General features: G+C 60.1%; 15 protein-coding genes. 13 read left to right on the forward strand and 2 right to left on the reverse strand.

Translation table 11 applies throughout. From position 1 onward, the window contains the following. Positions 1–42 precede the first annotated feature (42 nt). From AB4O41_RS19705 to AB4O41_RS19715, 3 genes are read left to right on the forward strand one after another with little or no spacing between them, the layout of a single operon-like run. Positions 43–1,062 carry an aminoglycoside phosphotransferase family protein gene (locus tag AB4O41_RS19705; protein WP_367373177.1) on the forward strand — a complete coding sequence of 340 codons (1,020 nt, stop codon included), beginning with the start codon at positions 43–45 and terminating at the stop codon, positions 1,060–1,062. Then, the gene (gene murU / locus AB4O41_RS19710) at positions 1,059–1,730 is read left to right on the forward strand and encodes an N-acetylmuramate alpha-1-phosphate uridylyltransferase MurU (RefSeq protein WP_460144367.1); all 672 of its coding nucleotides are present in this window, start codon (positions 1,059–1,061) and stop codon (positions 1,728–1,730) included. Before AB4O41_RS19705 ends, murU begins: the two co-directional genes overlap by 4 nt. Before the next feature lies 1 nt (position 1,731). Beyond that, positions 1,732–2,499, forward strand: a complete 768-nt coding sequence (locus AB4O41_RS19715) for a TerB family tellurite resistance protein (RefSeq protein WP_460144368.1) — start codon at positions 1,732–1,734, stop codon at positions 2,497–2,499. A gap of 139 nt (positions 2,500–2,638) precedes the next feature. On the opposite strand, the gene AB4O41_RS19720 is transcribed toward AB4O41_RS19715, so the two are convergent. Next, positions 2,639–3,631, reverse strand: a complete 993-nt coding sequence (locus AB4O41_RS19720) for an alpha/beta hydrolase family protein (protein WP_460144369.1) — start codon at positions 3,629–3,631, stop codon at positions 2,639–2,641. Between the two features lie 73 nt (positions 3,632–3,704). Here AB4O41_RS19720 and AB4O41_RS19725 point away from each other — a divergent pair, with 73 nt between their 5' ends. From AB4O41_RS19725 to trpE, 10 genes are all read left to right on the forward strand, one after another. After that, on the forward strand, positions 3,705–6,101 hold the full coding sequence (locus AB4O41_RS19725; protein ID WP_460144370.1) for a PAS domain-containing sensor histidine kinase: 2,397 nt from the start codon (positions 3,705–3,707) through the stop codon (positions 6,099–6,101). Positions 6,102–6,245: 144 nt separating this feature from the next. Then, positions 6,246–6,887, forward strand: coding sequence for a response regulator (locus AB4O41_RS19730; protein WP_174160275.1), 642 nt, complete (start codon positions 6,246–6,248; stop codon positions 6,885–6,887). 334 nt (positions 6,888–7,221) lie between these two features. Further along, entirely contained in the window at positions 7,222–8,346 is a 1,125-nt protein-coding gene (locus AB4O41_RS19735) for an ABC transporter ATP-binding protein (RefSeq protein WP_460144371.1), read from the forward strand. 49 nt (positions 8,347–8,395) lie between these two features. Next, positions 8,396–9,439 (forward strand): ABC transporter substrate-binding protein, encoded by a 1,044-nt coding sequence (locus AB4O41_RS19740; protein WP_460144372.1) that lies wholly within the window; start codon positions 8,396–8,398, stop codon positions 9,437–9,439. A gap of 198 nt (positions 9,440–9,637) precedes the next feature. Continuing rightward, positions 9,638–10,885 (forward strand): ABC transporter permease, encoded by a 1,248-nt coding sequence (locus tag AB4O41_RS19745; protein WP_460144373.1) that lies wholly within the window; start codon positions 9,638–9,640, stop codon positions 10,883–10,885. A gap of 12 nt (positions 10,886–10,897) precedes the next feature. Beyond that, entirely contained in the window at positions 10,898–11,722 is an 825-nt protein-coding gene (locus AB4O41_RS19750) for an ABC transporter permease (protein ID WP_258617533.1), read from the forward strand. Between the two features lie 221 nt (positions 11,723–11,943). After that, positions 11,944–13,092, forward strand: coding sequence for an iron-containing alcohol dehydrogenase (locus AB4O41_RS19755; protein WP_460144374.1), 1,149 nt, complete (start codon positions 11,944–11,946; stop codon positions 13,090–13,092). 86 nt (positions 13,093–13,178) lie between these two features. After that, positions 13,179–13,853, forward strand: coding sequence for a ribulose-phosphate 3-epimerase (gene rpe, locus AB4O41_RS19760; RefSeq protein WP_007906892.1), 675 nt, complete (start codon positions 13,179–13,181; stop codon positions 13,851–13,853). Continuing rightward, positions 13,850–14,668: a phosphoglycolate phosphatase gene (locus AB4O41_RS19765; RefSeq protein ID WP_123497418.1), complete on the forward strand. Its 819-nt coding sequence runs from the start codon at positions 13,850–13,852 to the stop codon at positions 14,666–14,668. Before rpe ends, AB4O41_RS19765 begins: the two co-directional genes overlap by 4 nt. Before the next feature lie 70 nt (positions 14,669–14,738). Next, positions 14,739–16,220, forward strand: a complete 1,482-nt coding sequence (gene trpE, locus AB4O41_RS19770; RefSeq protein WP_460144375.1) for an anthranilate synthase component I — start codon at positions 14,739–14,741, stop codon at positions 16,218–16,220. Positions 16,221–16,389: 169 nt separating this feature from the next. Here trpE and estP read toward each other — a convergent pair whose 3' ends face one another. Further along, positions 16,390–18,300, reverse strand: a complete 1,911-nt coding sequence (gene estP / locus AB4O41_RS19775; protein ID WP_460144376.1) for an esterase EstP — start codon at positions 18,298–18,300, stop codon at positions 16,390–16,392. Positions 18,301–18,448: the final 148 nt, after the last annotated feature.

Raw genomic sequence — 18,448 nt, forward strand, 5'->3', positions numbered from 1 at the left:
GCATGACCCGCTTGACGGCTAGCGCCGTCGGAGACCCTTGCAATGCCTGACCAAGATGTACGCTTGCAACACCTGAAAGTTTGGCTCGATGAACAGTTGGCTATCCTCTTTGCAGAACAAGGTTGGGGCTCCGTGCCCCCGGCCACGTTGACTGCGGCCAGTAGCGACGCGAGTTTTCGGCGCTATTTCCGCTGGGAAGGCGCAGGCAGAAGTTTCGTCGTGATGGATGCGCCGCCGCCCCAGGAAAACTGCAAACCGTTCGTGGATATCGCTTTTCTGCTGGCGAAATCCGGAATAAACGTGCCGAAAATTTATGCCGAAGACCTTGAGCGTGGTTTTCTTTTGCTCAATGACCTGGGCAACAAGACTTACCTGGACGTGATCGACAGCGAAAACGCTGACGATTTGTTCAAGGATGCCCTGCAAGCACTGCTGGCTTTCCAACAGTTGCCGATGGTGGCGCCGCTGCCAAGTTATGACGTGGCACTGCTGCGTCGTGAACTGGAATTGTTCCCCGAGTGGTACGTGAAGCGCGAACTGGGCATCGAGTTTGATTCGGCGCAGCAAACGCTCTGGCAACAGGTCAGCGACCTGCTGATCGACAGCGCCCTGGCTCAACCCAAAGTCCTGGTGCATCGCGATTACATGCCGCGCAACCTGATGCTCAGCGAGCCGAACCCCGGCGTGCTGGATTTTCAGGACGCGGTTTATGGCCCCGTGACCTATGACGTGACTTGCCTGTTCAAGGACGCCTTCCTCAGCTGGCCTGAAGAGCGCGTGCGTGGCTGGCTGGAAGATTACTGGCAGCAAGCCGGCGCGCTCGATATCCCGGTTCAGCCAGACTTTGAAGACTTCCTGCGCGCCAGCGACCTGATGGGCGTGCAACGGCACCTGAAAGTCATCGGCATTTTCGCCCGTATCTGCCATCGCGACGGCAAGCCGCGCTACCTCGGCGATGTGCCGCGCTTCTTTGCTTATATAGACGCGGTCATCGCCCGTCGCCCTGAACTGGCGGAGCTGGGTGAGTTGCTGGCCAGTCTGCGTGCTGGAGCGACGGCATGAAGGCAATGATTCTGGCCGCGGGCAAAGGCGAGCGCATGCGCCCGCTGACGTTGACCACGCCAAAACCGCTGGTTCGTGCCGGTGGAGTGCCCCTGATCGAATATCACTTGGGGGCGTTGGCGGCAGCAGGGTTTACCGAGATCGTGATCAACCATGCCTGGCTCGGTCAGCAGATCGAGGATTACCTGGGCGATGGCTCGCGGTATGGCGTGAGCATTCAGTACTCGGCGGAAGGTGAGCCGCTGGAAACCGGTGGCGGTATTTTCCGTGCGTTGCCGTTGTTGGGTGACGAGGCCTTTGTGGTGGTCAATGGTGATATCTGGACCGACTACGACTTCAGCGTGTTGCATCAGCCCATCGCCGGGCTCGCTCATCTGGTATTGGCGGACAACCCGGCGCATCACCCGAGTGGAGATTTCACTTTGGTCGATGGCCTTGTGCAGGACGGTCGGCCGGATACATCGACCCTGACCTACAGCGGCATCGCCGTACTGCACCCGCAGCTGTTTGACGGTTGCTCGGCCGGTGCCTTCAAACTTGCGCCGCTGCTGCGCAAAGCCATGGCTGACGGGCAAGTGACCGGCGAACGCCTGAATGGACATTGGGTGGATGTCGGCACTCATGAGCGTCTGGCTGAAGCAGAAACTCTGATAGAAGCGAGACGCTGACATGTTGTGGCCAGGGACTCTGATTGGAGCCGGAGCGGGCTTTGCCATAGCCAGCATTCCGGGGGCCATGCTCGGCGCTTTGTTGGGACAGGCGCTGGACCGGCGCTTGCACCTGCAGAGCTGGGCGCATTTATGGGAAAAATTTGGTGGTCGCTCGGTGCTGCGCAACGATGAACTGCTGTTCGTGTTGCTGGGCCGGTTGGCCAAGAGCGATGGGCGGGTAGTGGATGGCCACATCCAGCAGGCGCGGCAGGAAATGCGCTCGCTGGAGATGACCGAATCGGCGCAACGTCGAGCGATTGCGGCGTTCAATCGCGGTAAGTCGGGACATGACCGGTTGCGCGGTTATCTGCGACGCCTGAGTACTCAACCCTATGCGGCGGAAGGTGTGTTGCGCGCCTGTTGGCGGATGGTCTGGGCCGATGGCCGCGCCGGTAGCCGTGAGCGCGAGCTGATTGCCCAGTGGGGCAAATGGTTGGGGTGGACGCGGCAACAGGTGCAGGCCTTGGCGACTGATTATGAGCCGCAGAAACGCCCATCGGTCAGCAGCGCGGTGACTTATCAAGACGCCTTGCGGCTATTGGGCGTGTCGGCGACCAGCGAGCCGGCGCAAATCAAGCGCGCCTATCGACGCCTGCTCAGTCGTCATCACCCCGATAAGATTGCTGGTAGCGGTGCGACGGCGTTGCAGGTTCGCGAGGCTACGGACAAGACTCGTGAATTGCATACTGCCTATACCTTGATTCGTGAACGGCGGGATTTTCGTTAGCAAGTAAGGTTTGTGTCGCTAGTGATGCCGCCATCGCGGGCAAGCCCGCTCCCACAGGTTTAGTGTCGATAGCAAAAATTGCGTACGACTCAAATCCTGTGGGAGCGAGGCTTGCCCGCGATGAGGGCGACTCGGTCTATCAGTCCGCCGCAGGTTGAGGATTCAACCACCCCCGCACACGACGGACCAATTGCTCCTGCTCGGCCTTGGCATTCCCCGGCAACGCCTTGAGCGATACCTGGCTGAACCCCGAAGTCTTCAAGCGCTTGCTGGCCTGTAAACGTTCCAGCGCCGCGTTACGATCCACCGGTTTATCCATATAGAAGATATCTGCGGTAGGCAGCTTCAAGGTGGGTGTGAGCTCAGCCAGCTCGGGCTTCGCCGTAACGGGCGTCTGGGCGGCGACCATCACCAACTTCTCGACTTGCGATGGCTGCTTCTCGCTCAGATAACGCGCGGCCCAGTAAGCGCCGGTGCCATGGCCCAACACGACGATACTGCGAGCGCTTTGCTGTTCGGCGTAGGCGATGGCTGCATCGATGCGGGCGAAGATTCGCTCGGCGTCGGCTTTGGCCTGTTCTTCGGTGGTTTCGACGATGGCCTTGTCGGCCACATCCGCTTCGCCGCCGGCCGCCTGTTCGATGGGCGCCGCAGTCGTGGAGTCTTTGCTGCCGGCATCAGGTGTTTTGGGCGCTGGCGCCACTTCGACGATACGTGGCGCAATGGCTTCGCTTTGCAGGTCCGGCAAGGTGATACTCAGGCTGCTCCACTTGGCGTCCGGCAATTTGTGGCGCAATGGGCTGATTGCTTGCGGCCAGTCAACGGTTTCGCCGGCGCCCGGGATGATAATCACCGCGCCTTTGGGTTCGGCGGTATTGGCCGGTTTCCACAAGGCGAGAAAACTGTCGGTACCGGTTTGCAATTGTTGCTGTTCCTGCGCAGGGATTTTTCGCTCAAGTGCGGTCGCTTCTTCCTGACTACGCTCAAGCAACGGCTGACGTTCGACCGGTTTTTCTTCGGCGGGTTTTTCCGCAGCGGCAGGTGCCGGATCGGCCGCCTCTACGGAAAACGCGCAAGGCAGGATCAGCGACAGGCACAATGCTGGCAGTGCCAGGCGGTAGACAGGGGGCATCGGATATTCCAGGCCAGAAGTTATTCCGGCAGCCTAATGGGTTGGTCAGTATTTGTCAGTGTGTGAGACTTTGATGATGCATTTTCGCTGCCTGTGGGTTATCGGCTGTTTATGGTTTCCCTTGATGGGCTGGGCGGCGCCCGCGCCACCGGCGCGCGTCGTGCACCTGTCGCCGGCGCAACAGCAATGGCTGGTGCAGCATGGCGAGTTGCGGGTCGGAGTGGTGTTGCAAACGCCCTATGCTCAATACGATCGCCGCTTGCAGCGCCTGTCCGGGGTTAACGTCGAGCTGATGAAGTGGCTGGCCAAGGCGCTCAAGATCGAACTGAGCTGGCGCAATTATCCTGATCTTGCGCAACTGGAAGCCGCCGCTCGTGAAGGCGACATCGATATAGCACCGGGGCTGACGCAAACTCCTGCGGGTTTGCGGTTCTGGCAATTTTCCGACCCTTACATGCGGGTGCCGCAACTGGTGGTCAGCGACCAGAAGAGCACCGGTGCGGTAGAGCTGGAAAAGCTCGACAGCCAGACCCGCGTCGCCGTACGCATGCCTAGCGTCACCGCCGATTATCTGCGCAGCAATTATCCCCATCTGAACCTGCAAGGCGTGCCTCTGGAACGCCAGGCGCTGCAACTGTTGTTGAGTCAGCAGGCCGGTTACGCCGTAGTCGATGAAGCGCAGTTCGGGCGTCTGTCTGCCGAGCCCGAGTTCTCCGGGCTGGTTGTGGTGGGCGATATCGGTTTCCCGCAACTGCTGCGAGTGGCCACGCGCCGGGACTGGCCGGAGTTGGCCGGCATCGTCGAAAGCGCGCTACGGGCGATTCCGGCCAAGGACCTCGAACAACTGCACAATCAATGGCTGCAACCCAAGTATCCGCGGCTGTCCGAGTCGCCGGGTTTTTGGCAGAACCTCAGCCTGCTCTTGGTGGTGTTGCTCCTGAGCAGTATGGCCATTGTGTTTTGGCAGCGTCGCCAACAACACAGTCTGGAGCAACGATTGCTGGCGGCGCGCGAAGACATTGCCCTGCGCGAGGCCAGTGAAGAGGCTTTGCGCCTCACGCAGTTTTCCATCGATCAAAGCACCGTCGGCATCCTTTGGGTCAACTGGGACAGCCATGTGCGCTACGCCAACCGAGCGGCCGAAACCATGCTCGGCTACCCGTCGGGCGGGATCATTGATCGGCCCTTGATCGACTTCGAGCCCGGTTTGCACATGGACCGTTGGCTGAACCTGTGGAAACGCGCTCGGGCCAGTGACGAAGGGCCGCAAAGTTTCGAAACCAATTGCGTGCGAGCGGATGGCAGTATTTTGCCGGCGGATGTTTCGTTGAGCTTCTTGCGTTTTCGCGATGGCGAATACCTGGTGGTTTACCTCAATGATGTCACCGAACGTCGTCGCGCCCTGGCCGCATTGCAGGAAAGCGAAGCGCGGCTGCAAGGGATCGCCGCCAACGTCCCCGGCCTGGTCTTTCGTCTGGAGCGCGCGCCGGTGACCGGTCAGATCGACTTTGCCTACATCAGTGAAGGCAGCGAGAGCCTGGTGGGGTACTCACCGGCCACTCTGGCCCATCGGGACAAAGGCCTGCGCAGTCTGGTGCATCCGGATGACAAGGCCAGTTACCACCAGACTCAGGACCATGCGCTGGATACCGACAGCGACTGGTCGTGGCAGGGACGGATTCTGACCCGTCAGGGCGAACAGCGCTGGGCCGAGATCAAGGCCATCACTCGCCGCCTCGAAGACGGCGCCTATGTCTGGGACGGGATCGTCTGGGACATCACCGAGAGCAAGCGCATCGAACTGGAACTGGCCAGCTCTCGCGAGCAATTGCGTGAGTTGTCCGCCCACCTGGAGAGCGTGCGGGAAGAGGAAAAGGCCCGCATCGCCCGGGAAGTTCACGACGAGTTGGGTCAGATGTTGACCGTATTGAAGCTGGAAACGTCCATGTGCGAACTGGCCTACGCCCAACTCGACCCGGGTCTGCATGAACGCTTGAACAGCATGAAGCGATTGATCGCTCAGCTGTTTCAACTGGTGCGTGATGTGGCCACGGCGCTACGGCCACCGATTCTCGATGCTGGGATCGCCTCGGCCATCGAGTGGCAGGCGCGACGGTTCGAGGCGCGCACGCAGATCCCGTGCCTGGTGCAGGTGCCGGATAACCTGCCGGTGCTCAGCGATGCCAAGGCCATCGGGCTGTTCCGGATCCTTCAGGAAGCGCTGACCAATGTCATGCGCCATGCCCAGGCGCATACTGTTGAACTGACACTGATCCTTGAGGGCGATGAACTTTGTCTGACCGTCAGCGATGATGGCGTAGGATTTGTCGCCGGCACTGGCAGGCCGACATCCTTTGGTGTGGTTGGCATGCGTGAGCGGGTGTTGATCATGGGCGGGCAGTTGTCGCTTGAGAGTGAGCCGGGGGAGGGCACGACCTTGAGTGTGCGGGTGCCGCTGGATGAAGCCTGAAGAATTTGTAGTGTCTGTGCTGACGTCTTCGCGAGCAGGCTCGCTCCCACAGGGATTGGGGTAATTACACAGATCTTTGACACACCGAAATCCAATGTGGGAGCGAGCCTGCTCGCGAATGATCTTGGCTCTGACATAAGAAGAATGGAGAAGAACGTGATCCGTGTACTGGTAGCCGAAGACCACACCATCGTTCGCGAAGGCATCAAGCAATTGATCGGCCTGGCCAAGGACTTGCTGGTGGTAGGGGAGGCGAGCAATGGCGAGCAGTTACTCGAGACCTTGCGCCATGTTCCCTGCGAAGTGGTGTTGCTGGATATCTCCATGCCCGGGGTCAACGGCCTTGAAGCGATTCCGCGGATTCGCGCCTTGAACAATCCGCCGGCGATCCTGGTGTTGTCGATGCACGATGAAGCGCAAATGGCCGCTCGGGCGTTGAAGGTTGGCGCCGCAGGCTATGCAACCAAGGACAGCGATCCGGCATTGCTGCTGACGGCAATCCGCAAAGTTGCGGCGGGCGGGCGATACATCGACCCGGACCTGGCTGACCGTATGGTCTTCGAAGTCGGCCTGACGGATTCGCGGCCGTTACACTCGTTGCTGTCGGAGCGTGAGTTCTCGGTATTCGAACGCCTGGCCCAAGGCGCCAACGTCAACGACATCGCCCAGCAACTGGCCCTGAGCAGCAAAACCATCAGCACCCACAAGGCGCGGCTGATGCAGAAACTCAATATCACTTCCCTGGCCGAACTGGTGAAGTACGCCATGGAACACAAACTCCTCTAAATCTTCGCGGTCCCCTGTAGGAGCGAGGCTTGCCCGCGAAGCTTTTAGCGTCAGTGAGGACGCCTTCGCGGGCAAGCCTCGCTCCTACGAGATTGTTGTGGCATGTCCATTTGCGACATGCCTCCAACGCTGCTTTTGCCGGTTCTTGCGGCTTGCAGCTTACCGCCTGTCGCGATCCCGAATCGACATATCCATCCCCGCCATCCTTGTAGGGCAATCCCTACCCCCAATCTTCCATCCGGCTGAGGCGATTCTCTCCTGCGCCCCGATTTGCGCCGCTCCCAGCGTCCACTAGGCTTAGTCCACAGCAGTCATCAATAACAAAGGTGTGGGTATGAGCCAGGTTGATTCAAGCGCAGGGGCCAGCGATATTCTGGTCAGCTTTCGTGGAGTGCAAAAGAGCTACGACGGCGAGAACCTGATCGTCAAAGACCTCAACCTGGAGATTCGCAAAGGCGAATTCCTCACCTTGCTCGGGCCGTCCGGTTCCGGCAAGACCACCAGTCTGATGATGCTCGCCGGTTTCGAAACGCCGACCGCCGGGGAGATTCAACTGGCCGGGCGTTCCATCAACAACGTGCCGCCGCATAAACGTGACATCGGCATGGTGTTCCAGAACTATGCGTTGTTCCCGCACATGACGGTCGCCGAGAACCTTGCGTTTCCGCTGACCGTGCGCGGTTTGAACAAGAGCGATGTCAGTGACCGGGTCAAACGTGTTTTGAGCATGGTTCAGCTCGACACCTTCGCCCAGCGTTATCCGGCGCAACTGTCCGGCGGCCAGCAACAGCGTGTGGCCTTGGCCCGTGCGTTGGTGTTCGAACCACAACTGGTGCTGATGGATGAACCCCTCGGCGCGCTGGACAAACAACTGCGCGAACACATGCAGATGGAAATCAAACACCTGCACCAGCGCCTTGGTGTGACCGTGGTCTACGTGACCCACGACCAGGGCGAAGCCCTGACCATGTCCGACCGCGTTGCCGTGTTTCACCAGGGCGAAATCCAGCAGATCGCGCCACCGCGCACACTCTACGAAGAGCCGAAAAATACCTTCGTCGCCAACTTCATCGGCGAGAACAACCGCCTCAATGGCCGCTTGCATAGCCATACCGGTGACCGCTGCGTGGTTGAGCTCGGTCGCGGTGAAAAGGTTGAAGCCCTGGCGGTCAATGTCGGCAAGACCGGCGAGCCCGTCACGCTGTCGATTCGCCCGGAACGCGTAAGCCTCAATGGTTCGAGTGAGTCCTGCGTCAACCGCTTCTCAGGAAGGGTGGCGGAATTCATCTATCTGGGCGACCACGTCCGGGTGCGCCTGGAAGTCTGCGGCAAGACCGACTTCTTCGTGAAACAACCGATTGCCGAGCTCGATCCCGCGCTCGCTGTCGGCGATGTGGTACCGCTTGGCTGGGAGGTCGAACACGTTCGCGCGCTCGACCCACTTCTAGAGGCGCATTGATCGCCCCCTGCTTCACCAACACCAACCCTGCACGTGGAGAGAACAATAAATGTTGAGATCCCTGAAATTCACCGCCCTGGTCGTAGGCATGATCGGTGCGGCGCACGCGATGGCAGCGGGCCCGGACCTGACCGTGGTGTCCTTTGGCGGGGCGAACAAGGCGGCGCAGGCCAAGGCCTTTTACGCACCGTGGGAAGCGGCGGGCAATGGCAAGATCGTTGCTGGCGAATACAACGGCGAGATGGCCAAGGTCAAAGCCATGGTCGACACCAAGAGCGTGTCCTGGGATCTGGTGGAAGTTGAATCGCCAGAACTGTCCCGCGGTTGCGACGAAGATATGTTCGAGCAACTCGACCCCGCGCTGTTCGGCAAGACCGAAGACTACGTCAAAGGCGCTATCCAGCCGTGCGGCGTGGGCTTCTTCGTGTGGTCGACCGTGTTGGCCTACAACGCCGACAAGCTGAAAACCGCTCCGACCAGTTGGGTTGATTTCTGGGACACCAAGAAATTCCCGGGCAAACGCGGCCTGCGTAAAGGCGCCAAGTACACCCTGGAATTCGCCTTGATGGCCGATGGCGTTGCGCCGAAAGACGTCTACAAAGTGCTTGCCGGCAAGGACGGTCAGGACCGCGCGTTCAAGAAACTCGATGAACTCAAGCCAAGCATTCAGTGGTGGGAAGCCGGCGCACAACCGCCGCAATACCTCGCCTCCGGTGACGTGGTCATGAGCTCGGCCTACAACGGCCGGATCGCGGCGGTACAGAAAGAAAGCAACCTGAAAGTGGTGTGGAGCGGCGGTATCTACGACTTCGACGCGTGGGCGATTCCAAAAGGCCTGGATAAGACCCGTGCTGAAGCTGCGAAAAAATTCATCGCGTTCTCGGTGGCTCCGCAGCAGCAGAAGATCTACTCGGAAAACATTGCCTACGGCCCGGCCAACACCCAAGCCGTTCCATTGCTGTCCAAGGATGTTCTGAAGGACATGCCGACCACCCCGGAAAACATCGCCAACCAGGTGCAGATCGACGTCAGCTTCTGGGCTGACAACGGCGAGCAACTGGAGCAGCGCTTCAATTCCTGGGCTGCAAAATAACCACGCCACACGGGACGATGGTTCACCGGATGATCGTTCCCACGCTCTGCGTGGGAATGCCGCCCGGGACGCTCCGCGTCCCTGTGACGCAGAGCGTCACTGGATGCGTTCCCACGCAGAGCATGGGAACGATCAGCACCAAAAGTTCGAGGCGGCGTTTGCCACCTTTGCAATGACCAAAGATTTCCGGAGTACGCCATGGCTATCGCCGTTCCCGTGAACGCGGGCACTGACCCCACCTTGAAGCAGCGGCTCAAGCACGCCGAGCGGATCAACCGCTGGAAAGCACAAGCCTTGATCGCGCCGTTGGTGCTGTTTCTGTTGCTGGTGTTCCTGGTGCCAATCGTGGCGCTGCTCTACAAAAGCGTTGGTAACCCGGAAGTGGTCGGCGTCATGCCGCGCACCGTGGCGGCCATCGCCAGTTGGGACGGCCGAGGCCTGCCGGCGGAGCCTGTGTACAAGGCCGCCAGCGAAGACCTCGCCGAAGCCCGCAAGAATCAGACCTTGGGCGACTTGTCCAAGCGCTTGAACATGGAGTTGGCCGGCTACCGCAGCCTGCTGACCAAAACCGCACGCGCCTTGCCGTTCGCCACCGAACCGGCCTCTTATAAAGAAGCGCTGGAAGGCCTCGACGAGCGCTGGGGCGATCCGGCCTATTGGCAGGTCGTGCGCCGCAACACCAGTGGCGTGACGCCTTATTACCTGCTGGCCGCCGTCGATCACCGCATTGACGACCTCGGCGAAATCGCTCCGGCCACCCCGGATCAGGCGATCTACCTCGACATCTTCGCCCGGACCTTCTGGATGGGCTTGATCATCACCGTGATCTGCCTGGTGTTGGCCTACCCGTTGGCTTACCTGCTGGCGAACCTGCCATCGCGACAAAGCAACCTGTTGATGATTCTGGTGCTGTTGCCGTTCTGGACCTCGATTCTGGTGCGGGTCGCGGCGTGGATCGTGTTGCTGCAGTCGGGCGGCCTCATCAACAGCGGTCTGATGGCCATGGGCGTCATCGATAAGCCGCTGGAGCTGGTGTTCAACCGCACCGGGGTCTACATCTCCATGGTGCACATCCTGCTGCCGTTCATGATTCTGCCGATCTACAGCGTGATGAAAGGCATCTCGCCGACTTACATGCGCGCAGCGATTTCCCTCGGCTGCCACCCGTTCGCCAGTTTCTGGCGGGTGTACTTCCCGCAGACCTATGCCGGTGTCGGCGCCGGTTGCCTGTTGGTGTTCATCCTCGCCATCGGCTACTACATCACCCCGGCGTTGCTGGGTAGCCCGAATGATCAGATGGTCAGTTATTTCGTCGCCTTCTACACCAACACCAGCATCAACTGGGGCATGGCGACCGCACTCGGTGGGCTGTTGCTGCTGGCGACTGTGGTGCTTTATCTGATTTACAGCTGGCTGGTGGGCGCCAGTCGCCTGCGCCTGAGCTAAGGGGAGAATGAAATGCTGAGTCCTTATATGTCGCCCATCGAACGGGTGTGGTTCTACAGCTTGCGGATTCTCTGCGGCTTGATTCTGCTGTTCCTGATCTTGCCGGTGCTGGTGATCATTCCGCTGTCATTCAATTCGGGGAGTTTTCTGGTTTATCCGCTACAAGGTTTCTCACTGCACTGGTACCAGGACTTCTTTGCTTCGGCCGAATGGATGCGTTCGTTGAAGAACAGCATGATCGTGGCCCCGGCAGCGACGGTACTGGCGATGATCTTCGGCACGCTGGCGGCGATCGGCCTGACCCGGGGCGACTTTCCGGGCAAACCGCTGGTGATGGCGCTGGTGATTTCGCCGATGGTGGTGCCCGTGGTGATCATTGGTGTAGCCAGTTACCTGACCTTTGCCCCATTGGGGTTCGGCAACAGCTATCTCTCACTGATCGTTGTGCACGCCGTGCTGGGCGTGCCGTTCGTGATCATCACGGTGTCGGCGACCTTGCAAGGGTTCAACCAGAACCTGGTGCGGGCCGCTGCAAGCCTGGGGGCTTCGCCGCTGACCGCGTTTCGTCGGGTGACATTGCCTTTGATTGCTCCGGGCGTGATTTCCGGTGCGCTATTTGCCTTCGCCACCTCGTTCGATGAAGTGGTGGTGACGCTGTTCCTTGCCGGTCCGGAACAAGCGACCTTGCCTCGGCAGATGTTCAGCGGCATCCGCGAAAACCTCAGCCCGACAATCGCCGCTGCCGCGACGCTGTTGATCGCGTTCTCGGTGATCCTGTTGCTGACGCTGGAATGGCTGCGCGGGCGCAGCGAAAAACTGCGTACCGCACAGGTCTGAAATTACACCCAGCTCAAAATGTGGGAGCGGGCTTGCTCGCGAAGGCGGCGGAACATTCGACATACACATCGACTGACACTCCGCATTCGCGAGCAAGCCCGCTCCCACAGGGATTTAGAGTAATTTCGGAATCTGCGGTGATTCACAATCTGAATAGCAGACAAACCCCAATCCCCAGCTACTATTGTGCCCAGCTCCCCTATCTATAAGAGGCTGCGCACATGAGTCTTTCCTCTTTCAAAATCGCTCACAAACTGATCACCGGCGCAGGTGCCATCGAGCAACTCGCGGCCGAATTGACGCGTCTGGATATCGACAACCCGCTGATCGTCACCGACGCCGCACTGGTCAAGTCCGGCACGGTAGAGCTGGCGCTGGCGCAGCTCGGCGAGCGCAGTTACGAGATTTTCGATCGGGTGTTGCCGGACCCGGAAATCGCCATCGTCGAAGATTGCATGCGGGTTTACCGTGAAGGCGGGCATGACGGGCTGATCGGCCTCGGTGGCGGCAGTGCTATCGACATCGCCAAGAGTGTTGCAGCCTATGCCGGTTACCACGGCGCCCTGGAGGATTTGTTTGGCGTCGATCAGGTACCGCGCAAAGGCCCGCCGCTGATTGCCATCCCGACCACTGCCGGCACCGGTTCGGAAGTGACCAACGTGGCCATCCTCTCCGACAAAGTCGCGCAGCTGAAGAAGGGCATTGTCAGCGATTACCTGTTGCCGGACGTGGCACTTATCAGCCCGCAAATGACCCTGACCTGCCCGCGCAGTGTCACCGCTGCCAGTGGCGTCGATGCGCTGGTGCACGCCATCGAGTCCTACCTGTCGCTCAATGCCTCGCCAATCACCGATGCCTTGGCCATTGGCGCGATCAAACTGATTACCAAGGCACTGCCCAAGGCCTACGCCAATCCAGCCCATCTGCAAGCCCGCGAAGACATGGCCACCGCCAGCCTGATGGCCGGCATGGCGTTCGGCAATGCCGGGGTCGGCGCGGTGCATGCGTTGGCGTATCCGCTGGGTGGGCGTTTCAACATTGCCCATGGCGTCAGTAATGCTTTGCTGCTGCCGTATGTCATGACCTGGAACAAGATGGCTTGTGTGGAGCGCATGCAGGATATTGCCGAGGCCATGGGGGTGAAGACCGCTCATCTGAGCGCCAATGAAGCGGCGGACAAAGCCGTGGAGGCGATGACCGAGCTGTGCGCCGCGGTGGAGATCCCGCTGGGTCTACGCAGTTTCGGGGTGCCCGAGGACGCGATCCCGGCCATGGCCGTGGAAGCCGCCGGCATCGAGCGCCTGATGCGCAACAATCCGCGCAAGCTGAGCGCCATCGATATCGAGAAGATCTACCGAGCGGCCTATTAGTACCCAATCATCGCAGCACGGTGCGCGCGTCAAAGCATGAGGTATACAATGCGCGCCATCGTGATTCTGCTCAAAAAAGGTGCGTCATGCAGCCCTTCGTCATTGCTCCGTCGATTCTCTCCGCCGACTTCGCCCGCCTGGGCGAGGAAGTGGACAACGTCCTGGCCGCCGGCGCCGACTTCGTGCACTTCGATGTCATGGACAACCACTACGTGCCAAACCTGACCATCGGCCCGATGGTCTGCGCCGCGCTGCGCAAGTACGGCGTAACCGCGCCGATCGACGCGCACCTGATGGTCAGCCCGGTGGACCGCATCGTCGGTGACTTCATCGAAGCCGGTGCGACCTACATTACTTTCCACCCGGAAGCCACGCAGCACGTCGACCGTTCCCTGCAATTGATCCGCGAAGGCGGCTGCAAGGCGGGCCTGGTATTCAACCCGGCAACCCCGCTGGACGTGCTCAAGTACGTGATGGACAAGGTCGACATGATCCTGCTGATGAGCGTCAACCCAGGCTTTGGCGGGCAGAAGTTTATTCCCGGTACCCTCGACAAGCTGCGTGAAGCGCGGGCGCTGATCGATGCCTCCGGGCGTGACATTCGCCTGGAGATCGACGGCGGCGTGAATGTGAACAATATTCGCGAAATCGCCGCCGCAGGCGCCGACACCTTCGTCGCTGGTTCGGCGATTTTCAATGCGCCGAACTATCAGGAAGTGATTGAAAAAATGCGCTCCGAACTGGCGCTGGCTCGCCCATGAGTGGTTTTGAGCAGCTGTTCCCCGGGCGTCTGCCGCGGCTGGTGATGTTCGATCTGGATGGCACCCTGGTCGATTCGGTCCCCGACCTCGCGGCGGCTGTGGATAACATGCTGCTCAAACTCGGGCGTCAACCTGCCGGTATCGAACCGGTGCGGGAGTGGGTTGGCAACGGCGTGCACATGCTGGTGCGCCGGGCCTTGGCCAACCACATCGACGCTGAGGGTGTCGATGAGGTCGAGGCCGAGCATGCCCTGGAATTGTTCAACGGCTTTTATGAGGACGGTCACGAGCTGACGGTGGTTTACCCCGGCGTGCGTGACACCCTCAAGTGGCTGAACAAACAAGGCGTCGAAATGGCGCTGATCACCAACAAACCGGAACGCTTCGTCGCGCCGCTGCTGGATCAGATGAAGATCGGCCGTTACTTCAAATGGATCATCGGTGGCGACACCCTGCCGAACAAAAAACCTGACCCGGCCGCGCTGTTTTTCGTGATGAAAATGGCCAACATTCCGGCGTCGCAATCATTGTTCGTCGGCGACTCACGCAGCGATGTGCTGGCGGCGAAAGCGGCGGGGGTCAAATGCGTGGCCCTCAGTTATGGCTATAACCACGGTCGGCCGATTGCCGAAGAATCGCCGGCACTGGTGATCGATGATCTGCGCAAACTAATTCCCGGTTGCCTGGATCCGGCCGCTGAGATAACGTTGCCCGACGCTGTTCAATCCCCTCCTGGAAACGCCATCGTGGTGGTCACTCGCAAACTCTGGATGAAAGTCATCAAGGCCCTGGCCCGTTGGCGTTGGCGCGCCTGACTTGTTCCTGGCCGGCGTACCGGCGCGTTTGCACACCTGACCGTTAGACCCTCAAGCCACGAGGCACCTCATGATCCGCGAAGAATTCCTGCGTTTGGCCGCTGCCGGCTACAACCGCATCCCGCTTGCCTGCGAAACCCTGGCCGACTTCGACACGCCGCTGTCGATCTACCTGAAGCTGGCCGATGAGCCCAACTCCTACCTGCTGGAGTCGGTGCAGGGCGGCGAGAAATGGGGCCGTTATTCGATCATCGGCCTGCCGTGCCGCACCGTGCTGCGGGTTCATGATCACCACGTCAGCGTGACCCACGACGGCGTCGAGATCGAAAGCCACGACGTTGAAGATCCGCTAGCCTTCGTCGAAGCCTTCAAGGCGCGCTACAACGTGCCGACCATCGCCGGTCTGCCGCGCTTCAATGGCGGTCTGGTGGGTTACTTCGGTTATGACTGCGTACGTTATGTGGAGAAGCGTCTGGGCAAATGCCCGAACCCGGATCCACTGGGCGTGCCGGACATTCTGCTGATGGTCTCCGACGCGGTGGTGGTGTTCGACAACCTTGCCGGCAAAATGCACGCGATTGTCCTGGCTGATCCGGCGCAGGAAGACGCCTTCGAGCAAGGTCAGGCGCGTCTGCAAGCGCTGCTGGAACAACTCCGTCAGCCAATCACTCCGCGCCGTGGCCTGGATTTCAGCAAGCAGCAATCGGCTGATCCGGTGTTCCGTTCGAGCTTCACCCAGGACGATTACGAAAAAGCCGTCGACACCATCAAGGAATACATCCTGGCCGGTGACTGCATGCAGGTCGTGCCGTCCCAGCGCATGTCGATCGACTTCAAGGCTGCGCCTATCGACCTGTATCGGGCGCTGCGTTGCTTCAATCCGACGCCTTACATGTACTTCTTCAACTTCGGCGACTTCCACGTCGTTGGCAGTTCGCCGGAAGTGCTAGTGCGGGTCGAAGACAACCTCATCACCGTGCGCCCGATTGCCGGCACCCGTCCACGGGGCGCCAATGAAGAGGCTGATCTGGCGCTGGAGAAAGACCTGCTGTCGGACGACAAGGAGATCGCCGAGCATTTGATGCTGATCGATCTGGGCCGCAACGACACCGGTCGCGTTTCGGAAATCGGTTCGGTGAAACTCACCGAGAAGATGGTCATCGAGCGTTATTCAAACGTGATGCACATCGTGTCCAACGTTACCGGTCAATTGAAGGCCGGGCTGACAGCGATGGACGCACTGCGGGCGATTCTGCCGGCGGGCACCTTGTCGGGCGCGCCGAAGATTCGCGCGATGGAAATCATCGACGAACTGGAACCGGTCAAGCGTGGCGTCTACGGTGGCGCGGTCGGTTACTTCGCCTGGAACGGCAACATGGACACAGCGATCGCGATCCGCACCGCAGTGATCAAGAACGGCGAACTGCATGTGCAGGCGGGTGGCGGCATCGTCGCCGACTCGGTGCCGGCACTGGAATGGGAAGAAACCCTGAATAAGCGCCGCGCCATGTTCCGCGCCGTGGCCCTGGCCGAGCAGACGCCAGAAAGTTAAGTTATAAGCAAAACCTGTGGGAGCGAGCCTGCTCGCGATGGGGCCAGCACAGCCGACATTGATGTTGCCTGACCCGTCGCTATCGCGAGCAGGCTCGCTCCCACATGAATCTCACCACCATAAAAAACGCGGCACCTGTGAGGGCGCCGCGTTTTTTATTGCCCGGGATTTAGAAGTCCAACGCTACCCCAACGTTAATACCCTGCTGGGTAAAGTCATCATCCTTGCGGATATCGTAGCTGGCGCGCAACGCCAGGTCCTTGGTGAGGTTGTGACTCACGCCCAGGTTCAAACGGTTCAGGTTGGTCTGCGGAGTGTAGCCGGCCAGGGTGTATTGGTTGTTTGGCAGACTGTTGAGGTTCATGGTCACGTCCTGGGTGTCGTCGTTGTACTCACGTTCGTGAGCCAGTTCGCCAAACACCTGGGTCTGCGGGGTGATCTGGTACTTGCCCTGAATCCCGAGACCCAGGCGCCGAGAGATGCGCGACTGGTCATCGAAGGTCAGCGCGGTGGAGTCAGCGCCATTTTCCGAGTACCCGTCGACTTCAACCTTGGCGAAATCAGCGCTGACGAACGGCGACAGGTGCCAAGGGCTGGTTGCTTCTGGTGCGATGTCGTAACCCAGCCGGCCGCTGAAGGCCAGTAAATAACCGTCGGTATCGCCTTTCTCCCCTCGCTCGTTGACCCCCAGTTGGAATTTGCGTTTGAGGCTGTCGTAGTCCAGATGCCCGGCCGTCAGTGCCGCGTCACCCCACCAGCGGTTCTGCTGGTACTGGGCGAAAGCCGTACCCATGTACGTGTTGAGCTTGTAGTCCGAATCGTTATCACCGGCTTCGAGTTTCTGATTGTAGAAGCCAGCCGCCAGGCCAACACGCCACGCTTCATTCAGCCGGTAGCTGCCACCGACGTTCAGGTTGTAGCCATTACCGTCAGCACTGGCGCCGCTGCGCTGACTGTCGAAATCCTGATGCTGGCCGCCGCCGGCGACAATCGCTCGCCATTGACCCACGCCTTGCCAGTTTTCCCAATCGGCCAGCCACTGGTTGCGCAATTCATCCTGATGCGCACGCAGGGTGCCCTGAGCCATTTCCGGCAGGAGGGTCGCTTCCCATGGCGCGGCCAGCAGCGAGTAGGCGTAATCGGCAATCAGGCGTTGCCCGGCTTCGGTCGGGTGCACCGAGTCGTTGTAGATCAGTTTGGTCGGGTCCGGGGTGGCACTGTTGATCCCGTAGCGGGTGTTCTCGGTGCAACTGTTGCCGCTGAAGCAGGTGGCGCTCAGGTTCTGGTCGGTGGCCAGACCGAATTGCGCCGGGTTGGCGAACGTTTCTTTGAGCAGCACCGGAATGTTCAGCGGAATGACGTTGGCATTAACGCTTTGCAGCTGGCTCACCAGTTCGCTGTTGAACTGGTTGCTGAGCTGGGACGTGAACGCTTGCAGAGACGTGCCGTTGAAAGCCGGGGTAAAGCCGATGTCCGGCAGCAACCAGACCATGATGTAGCGGGCACCGGCCTGTTGCAGGGTTTGCACGCTGCTGGCCAGGCGATCGGCGGCGGCGCTGGCCTGGGGCAGGCTGGTCACGCGACCTTGAAGGAAGTCGTTACCACCGCCCGAGAGGTAATACAGTGCGTTCGGGTCGGCGCGGAAGTTGTTCGACGGCAGATAGCCTGCGCGGGTACGTTCGCCGGTGGCGGAGGTGCTGGTGATCGAGTCGAGAATCTGGTCGGTGCGATAACCGCCAACCGCCCAGTTGTTGCCATCGGGCAAGCCTTCGTTGGCGCGTACCGCCGAGGAAGAAGACGCCGTCTGGTCCGGTGAGAACCCCAGTCTCCCGCCGAGAATTTGCGTGGCATTGAGCGAGCGCACTTCACCGCTGCCGTCCAGGTAGACCGGGCCGGTGCGATTGGTGAAACGTTGGGTCGCCCCGGCAGGCCCGCCGGTATCGGTGAAGGTCCCGGCATCGCTGAGGCTGTCGCCGAAGACGACGAAATTCGAATAAGGATTGGGCGCGGCGATCGCCTGGGCACAGGCAGCAGCGAGCAGGCATCCGGCGAGCGGTACAAACAACGTCTGTTTGATCATGAGCAAGTCCGTTTATTTATTGTTGTAGTAAACGAAACGACAGTACCAAAAACTTTCGGCCTTTTGCCATCTGTCGTGAACCCTTCGTTTGTTTCGCAAGCTGTCGCCCCGGCCATATTGCACGCTCTGCCCAGCTAAGTTACTGTGC

The organism is Pseudomonas sp. S2_A02 (assembly GCF_054668495.1).